The 6,456-nt window shown below is 63.4% G+C and carries 8 protein-coding genes; 3 read left to right on the forward strand and 5 right to left on the reverse strand.

Features of this window, described 5'->3' with window-relative positions; all coding sequences use genetic code 11:
• Positions 1–237, forward strand: a 237-nt coding sequence (locus EN964_RS20545) for a LysR substrate-binding domain-containing protein (protein ID WP_164775903.1), incomplete at its 5' end; no start/stop codon positions are given.
• On the opposite strand, the gene EN964_RS20550 is transcribed toward EN964_RS20545, so the two are convergent.
• From EN964_RS20550 to EN964_RS20560, 3 genes are all read right to left on the reverse strand, one after another.
• The gene (locus EN964_RS20550; protein ID WP_127266901.1) at positions 201–1,376 is read right to left on the reverse strand and encodes an MFS transporter; all 1,176 of its coding nucleotides are present in this window, start codon (positions 1,374–1,376) and stop codon (positions 201–203) included. The genes EN964_RS20545 and EN964_RS20550 overlap by 37 nt on opposite strands.
• A 123-nt stretch (positions 1,377–1,499) precedes the next feature.
• Positions 1,500–1,808 (reverse strand): DUF1244 domain-containing protein, encoded by a 309-nt coding sequence (locus EN964_RS20555; protein WP_027037142.1) that lies wholly within the window; start codon positions 1,806–1,808, stop codon positions 1,500–1,502.
• 11 nt (positions 1,809–1,819) lie between these two features.
• On the reverse strand, positions 1,820–2,617 hold the full coding sequence (locus EN964_RS20560) for an N-formylglutamate amidohydrolase (RefSeq protein ID WP_127266900.1): 798 nt from the start codon (positions 2,615–2,617) through the stop codon (positions 1,820–1,822).
• A 245-nt stretch (positions 2,618–2,862) separates the two neighbouring features.
• On the opposite strand from EN964_RS20560, the gene EN964_RS20565 reads away from it, so the two are divergent.
• Both EN964_RS20565 and pyk read left to right on the forward strand, forming a co-directional pair.
• A complete protein-coding gene (locus EN964_RS20565) occupies positions 2,863–3,351 on the forward strand; it encodes a DUF1036 domain-containing protein (RefSeq protein WP_127266899.1) in 489 nt (162 codons plus the stop codon).
• Positions 3,348–4,784 (forward strand): pyruvate kinase, encoded by a 1,437-nt coding sequence (gene pyk, locus EN964_RS20570; protein WP_013529204.1) that lies wholly within the window; start codon positions 3,348–3,350, stop codon positions 4,782–4,784. Before EN964_RS20565 ends, pyk begins: the two co-directional genes overlap by 4 nt.
• A gap of 44 nt (positions 4,785–4,828) precedes the next feature.
• On the opposite strand, the gene EN964_RS20575 is transcribed toward pyk, so the two are convergent.
• Both EN964_RS20575 and EN964_RS20580 read right to left on the reverse strand, forming a co-directional pair.
• Positions 4,829–5,893, reverse strand: coding sequence for an alpha/beta fold hydrolase (locus tag EN964_RS20575; protein WP_127272236.1), 1,065 nt, complete (start codon positions 5,891–5,893; stop codon positions 4,829–4,831).
• A 189-nt stretch (positions 5,894–6,082) separates the two neighbouring features.
• Positions 6,083–6,456, reverse strand: a 374-nt coding sequence (locus EN964_RS20580) for a tetratricopeptide repeat protein (protein WP_373565065.1), incomplete at its 5' end; no start/stop codon positions are given.

Raw genomic sequence — 6,456 nt, forward strand, 5'->3', positions numbered from 1 at the left:
GTTTTGTGGGAAGCGGTGCGGGCGGGAAACGGCATCGGCCTCGGTCAGGAGCCGCTGGCCGACAGGGATCCTTTGATAGAGAAGGTTCTGCCAGATCTGCCGCTGCCAGTTCTGCCGGTGTGGCTAGCGATGCATCGCGACGTGCGTACCAGCGTGCGCATCCGCCGGGTGGTGGATTTTCTCCACGAGGAGCTGAAACGCTATTCGGCGGGTGCTGGCGCGAATTCGGCGCGGTGAGCGAGCCCGGCCATCAGCAACACGATGATCAGCAGTCCCGACATGGTGATGAAGATCGGGCCAAAGCTGGAGTGCTCGGCAACGAAGCCGATCGCCGACGGCGCCACCAGTATGCCACAGTATCCGATAGTGGTGACCACGCTCATGCCGGTGCCAGAAGACATGCCTTCCTGGTTGCCGCCGGCCGAAAAGATGATCGGCACCATATTGGCGATGCCGAAGCCGCAAAAGGCAAAGGCTGCAATGGCGAGCCAGGGCGAGGGCGCCAGGCCAGCCACCAGCATGCCGACCGCGGCTACGAGGGCCGACACGCGAAGCGTCGTCACCGCGCCGAAGCGATTGCGTATGCCGTCGCCGAAGAACCGCGTAACCGCCATGACGCCCGAAAATCCGGCGTAGGCGAGGCCGGCAACGGCAAGATCGGCGCCGAGCTCCTGGCGCAGATACAGGGCTGCCCAGTCGAGCACCGCGCCTTCGGAGATCATCGCCAGCAGCGCCATCAGTCCGATCAGATAAACCAGCGGGTTTGCCGGCAGTGCGAATTTGTGGTGCTCTGCCGCCTGCGGTCTGTCTTCGGTGAGGAGATGGCGAACGGCCACCGCGATCACCCCGGAGGCAAACACCGTTACCGCCGCCGCGTGGGCGAGGTGGCCGTAGTGCTGGATGGCAAAGCCGCCGAGGCCGCCGCCGGCGAAGCCGCCGAGACTCCAGAAGCCGTGCGAGGACGACATGACGGCGCGGGAGAGCCGCCGTTCGACCACCACGGCATTGGCATTCATGGCAACGTCCATGCCACCGATCGAGCCGCCGAAGATGATCATGGCCGCGGCCGCCAGCGGTACGTTGGGCGCCAGCGCCACGACCATCAGACCGAGGCTGCCGCACAGGGCGAACCAGCGCAGTACGGTGCGCGAGCCATGTCTGGAGATCAAATGGCCGCACCAGGTCATCGCGACGACGGCACCGACGCCGAATAAGAGAATCAGCAGGCCGAGCGTGAACTTCGAAATCTCCAGCCGGGTCAGGAACACCGGGATCTGCGGCGCCCAGCTGCCCGTCAGGAAGCCGTTGGCGAGAAAAATGGCCGCGAGCGCCCATCGTCCGCGAATGGCAGTCAGCTTGGCAATTGACGCGTTCATGAGGCGAATCCCGCTGAAAATGGCTTCGCGCGGCAAATTAGATCGATTCAATTTTCAGTCAAGGCTCTTTCGGGAAGCATTTTGGGCCAAACATAGCCTTAAGCGATCGCTGGGGCGACGGCGTCAATGGTCCTGGGGGCGCCTTGCCTCGAATTCGGCCTTCTTGGCGTCGGAGGCCTCGGTCTGGTTCAGCGCCTGCCATTCCCCATAAGGCATGCCGTAGACGATCTCGCGTGACTGATCCTTGGTGAGATCGACGCCCTCGGCATTGGCTGCCTCGCGATACCAGTTCGACAGGCAGTTGCGGCAGAAGCCGGCAAGATTCATCAGGTCGATGTTCTGCACATCGTTGCGCTCGCGCAGATGCTCGACCAGCCGGCGGAAGGCGGCCGCTTCGAAATCGCGTTGCTGCTCGTCGCTGAGTTCGGTCATCGAAACCTCCGTCATAGCGGCCCGGTGCGCGAGCCGAACATCTTCACCACATGTATATCGGGACGGCGGTCGATCGCGTCAACGATCGGCGCCAACCGTTCGGCCCAGGCGAGCGCGCCCTTCTGGTCCGATATCAGATCCTGTCGGATCTCGATCAGCGCATGGGCGAAGCCGTTGACGATGGCATGCTTGTACATGGTGTCGCCGCGCAGCGCGCCGTCATAGGGTTCGTTGTCGCCGACGACGAGGTTCCTGTCCTGCGCCAGCATGTCTATCAACGGCCGCGCCACGCGGTCGTCGAGGTCCCACAGGATGCCGACGTGCCAAGGACGCTGGATTCCTTGCATGGCCGGGGTGAAGGAATGCACCGAAAAGATGAAGGGCGTCTGGGCGGAAGCCTGTGCGACCGATGCGATCATGGCGCCGACGGCGTCGTGATAGGGCCGGTAGAACCCGTCGAGCCGCCTCTCGCGCTCATCGGCAGTAATGGGGTAATTCCCAGGTACGACAGTGCCGTCATAAAGCTGGCGAATGAGCGTCGGATCGTCTTCGCCGCGATTGGGATCGATCAGCAGTCGCGAAAAATTGGCGAGCACCGCCGGCACGCCGAGCAGGGCAGCCAGTTCGCGCGTCACCGCCTCGACGCCGATGTCATAGGCGATGTGCCGGTCGAACTCGGCCGAGGGCAGGCCGAGGCTGCCGTAGTCGTCGGGCAGGTCGCGACGGGCATGATCGCCCAACAGCACGATGCCTCGCTTGCGGTCGCCCTCGATGATGTCGAAAGGCGCGAAAACTGTGGATCGGGTCATTGGCGGGAAATGGTCTGTTCGCGGGCTTCCGGGGAGGGTGCTATCGTCATTCCACGAAGACGACGCTTGCGCAATGCCGTTGTTTGGCCAAGGTTTCCCGGGAAATCTGGCACACGTCGGCGAATTGTGCGCCGGAGCCTTTCTAAATCGATTGGAATTGGACAAAACGGTGCGTTGACATGCGCCCGGACTTTTCCGAAAAGGGGCGCAGAGAGATGCTGATGTGGTTTTTGAGGGGTTTTCGGATGAGTTCCGCCGGCGGGCAGCGCATGCGCTCTGCCTTTGCCATGCCGCTCCTCACTCTTGCCATGGGCCTGTCGGCCATGGTCGTGGCTTCGCCGGCGCGTGCCGATTTCCGCGTCTGCAACGCCACGCAGAACCTGGTCGGCGTCGGCATCGGCTATCGCGCCAAGGCCGGCTGGATCACCGAAGGCTGGTGGCACATCGAGGGATCGAGCTGCAAGACGCTGATCGAAGGGCCGCTGTCATCAAGGTTTTACTATCTTTATGCAGAAGACGCCGAACGCGGCGGACGCTGGGACGGCCCGATCAACATGTGCGTGGCTGAAAAAGAGTTCAAGATCGCAGGCGTGACCGACTGCGTTGCCCGGGGCTTCCAGCGCGCCGGATTCCAGGAATATGACACGGGCGAACAGGCAAGCTGGATGGTCCAGCTGACCGATGAGTCCACAACGGGAGGCGCTCCAGCCGCCCCGGGAACAAACAGTCAATGAGACGTAGCCGCAAGGTCAAGATCCTAGCCACCATCGGTCCGGCCTCCTCGTCGGAGGAGATGCTGAAGAAACTGTTCGAAGCGGGCGCCGATGTGTTCCGCATCAATATGAGCCATACCGACCATGAACTGATGCGCACGCTGGTCGGACGCATCCGCGCTGTCGAGGAAGCGGTTGGCCGGCCGATCGGCATCCTGGCCGACCTGCAAGGACCAAAGCTGCGCGTCGGCAAGTTCGCCAATGGCAAGGAAGTGCTGACGCAAGGCCAGACCTTCACCCTCGACGACAATCCCGAGCCCGGCACCTCGACCAGGGTCTATCTGCCGCATCCGGAAATCCTGAGCTCGGTCGAAGCCGGCCATCGCCTGCTGATCGACGATGGCAAGCTCGAGCTGAAGGCGGTGAAGAGCGACGGCAAGTCGATCGTCTGCACCGTCGTCGCCGGCACCACGATTTCCGACAAGAAAGGCGTCAGCTTGCCCGACACCGATCTGCCGGTCGGCGCGCTGACCGAGAAGGACCGCAAGGACCTCGATGCCGTGCTGGCCACAGGCGTCGACTGGGTGGCGCTGTCCTTCGTGCAACGGCCGGAGGATCTGGCGGAAGCGCGCAAGATCGCACGCGGGCGGGCGCTGATCATGGCCAAGATCGAGAAGCCGCAGGCTGTCGCCCGGCTGGCCGAAATCATCGAACTGTCCGACGCGCTGATGGTCGCCCGCGGCGATCTCGGCGTCGAGATGCCGCTCGAGGCGGTGCCCGGCATCCAGAAGCAGATCACGCGCGCCGCACGCCGCGCCGGCAAGCCGGTGGTGGTTGCAACGCAGATGCTGGAATCGATGATCACGGCACCGGTGCCGACCCGCGCCGAAGTGTCCGATGTTTCGATCGCCGTCTTCGAAGGCGCCGATGCCATCATGCTGTCGGCGGAATCGGCGGCGGGTGCCTATCCCGTCGAGGCTGTGGCAATGATGAACCGTATCGCCACCAAGGTCGAAACCGATCCGACCTATGCCGGCATCATCAACGCCCAGCGCTCCGAGCCGGAGGCGACCGGCGCCGACGCCATTTCGCTGGCCGCGCGCGAGATCGCCGAAACGCTGAAGCTGTCGGCGATCATCACCTACACCGCATCGGGCACCACAGGCCTGCGCGCCGCCCGCGAGCGGCCGCAGGTGCCTGTTATCGCGCTGTCGCCGATCCTCAACACGGCGCGGCGGCTGTCGCTTTTGTGGGGCACGCATTGCGTCGTCTCACCCGACGCCGTCGATCTCGACGACATGGTCAATCGCGCCTGCCGCATCGCCTTCGACGAAGGCTTCGGCAAGCCTGGCGACCGCGTCATCATCACCGCGGGCGTGCCGCTGCGGACACCGGGTTCGACCAACATGCTGCGCATCGCCTATATCGGTTCGGACACACAAGTCAGCCGCTAGATTCCTGAAGCGTGTCGCCTCTGAACGGATTCAGGCGGCCCGCTTTAGGTCGGCGCGAGTTCGGCCTGCGGTACCTTGATATCGGCGCATCTGCCGGCGCCGTAGGCGTCGCCGGCGATGCGCGCCTCCACGGTCCTGGCCATCGCCGGCAGGTCCATATTCTTGCCAGCGACCTTCTCGATGGCGCCGACGGTCAGGTCGGTCGCGATCCAGTCTGGCTTGTGACCGAGATTGTGCACCCACACGAGTTCGGCACCGGCAATGTCGCGCGCCAGGCCGACCGAATGGATATGTGCATAGACCACCTTGTCGCGATCGCCTGAAATCACCACGGTCGGCGCCTTGATCTCGGCGTAACGCGGTGCGGTGGCGAGCGCGTAGCGATAGAGCCCGGCGACATCGGTGGCGTTGGCACGAAAGGCTGTTGGTCGCAGCACCAGCGGGATAGAGACCGAGCTGAGGTAATTGTCCGGCACCTTGTTGGGCGAAAAGACGCAGGTGGTGGCGTCGGCCATCTGCAGGGTTCCGGCCGGATAGGTCAGCGTTTCGGAAAACAGCCAACCGAGCACCGGCATGGTGGTCAGATCGTAGTACCAGGCGGTTGCGCCGCCCGGCCATGGGTGGGTCGCCGGTGCGAGAAAGACGAGCCCGAGTGTCTTGTCTGGATGTTCGCGGCCAAAGGCCGATGTCACCACGCCGCCGAAGGAATGGCCAACGATGACAGCCTTTTTGATGCCGAGATGGTCCATCAGTGCGGCAATGGTGTTGGCCTGCGCCGACGGGTTCTCGTTGTTGGTGCCGCGACCCGACCAGCCATGGCCTGGCCGGTCGAAGAACAGCATTTCGGCGCGGCCTTCGAGCAAGGGGCGCAGCGGCAGCATCTGGTCCCTGAGATTGGCGCTGGCGCCATGGATGAAGACGATCGGCGGCAACTCGGCATTGGCGGGCGCCGGAACATGGACATAGTGGATGCGGGCGCCGTCGATGTCGGCGAACTCGCCGATCGGCGGATTACGACGCTCGATCAGCCATGACCCGACGCGGGTGACGCCGACAAAGCCGAAGACAAGCGCCATCAGGAAGGCAAGGGCGGCGTAGATCAGGTTCATGGGGGAGATACGAGGTGGAGGGGGATAAGTTGTAGGGTAGGCAGTAGGCAGTAGGCAGTAGGCAGTAGGCAGTAGGCAGTAGGCAGTAGGCAGTAGGCAGTAGGCAGTAGGCAGTAGGCAGTAGGCAGTAGGCATGTGTGTTCCGCAGAGCGGTCTGGACCTACTGCCTAATCCCTACTGCCTATTCCCTTAAATGCCTTCACCGGCAAGTTCCTCCGAAATCGTGCCGACCTGGTCCTGGGCGCTGCGCATCATCGGATAGATGGCCAGCACCTTCTGCCAGGCCTCGAGCGCCGATTGCTTGTGGCCGGTCAGCGCCATGATCTGCGCCAGGCCGGACAGCGCACCGAAATGGCGCGGCTCGAGCTGCAGCGTTTGGTCGATGTCGGACATCGACTTGCCGTAGTTCTTCATCATGAAATGGACGGTGGCACGCCGGTTCCAGCCTTCGGCATAAGTCGGCTGCAAAGTCACCACCTGGTCGAGGAAATCGAGCGCGACGTCGAACTTCTGGCCCTCGACGGCTTTTTGCGACCACTGCATCATCAGGTCGATCGAGGCGC

Source organism: Mesorhizobium sp. M7A.F.Ca.CA.001.10.2.1, from assembly GCF_003998575.1.
GTDB lineage: Bacteria > Pseudomonadota > Alphaproteobacteria > Rhizobiales > Rhizobiaceae > Mesorhizobium.

Excerpts from the sequence above, each read along its gene's own strand:
- EN964_RS20550 (WP_127266901.1), bottom strand. The coding sequence starts at position 1,376 with ATGAACGCGTCAATTGCCAAGCTGACTGCCATTCGCGGACGATGGGCG.
- EN964_RS20555 (WP_027037142.1), bottom strand. The coding sequence starts at position 1,808 with ATGACCGAACTCAGCGACGAGCAGCAACGCGATTTCGAAGCGGCCGCC.
- EN964_RS20560 (WP_127266900.1), bottom strand. The coding sequence starts at position 2,617 with ATGACCCGATCCACAGTTTTCGCGCCTTTCGACATCATCGAGGGCGAC.
- EN964_RS20565 (WP_127266899.1), top strand. The coding sequence starts at position 2,863 with ATGAGTTCCGCCGGCGGGCAGCGCATGCGCTCTGCCTTTGCCATGCCG.
- pyk (WP_013529204.1), top strand. The coding sequence starts at position 3,348 with ATGAGACGTAGCCGCAAGGTCAAGATCCTAGCCACCATCGGTCCGGCC.
- EN964_RS20575 (WP_127272236.1), bottom strand. The coding sequence starts at position 5,893 with ATGAACCTGATCTACGCCGCCCTTGCCTTCCTGATGGCGCTTGTCTTC.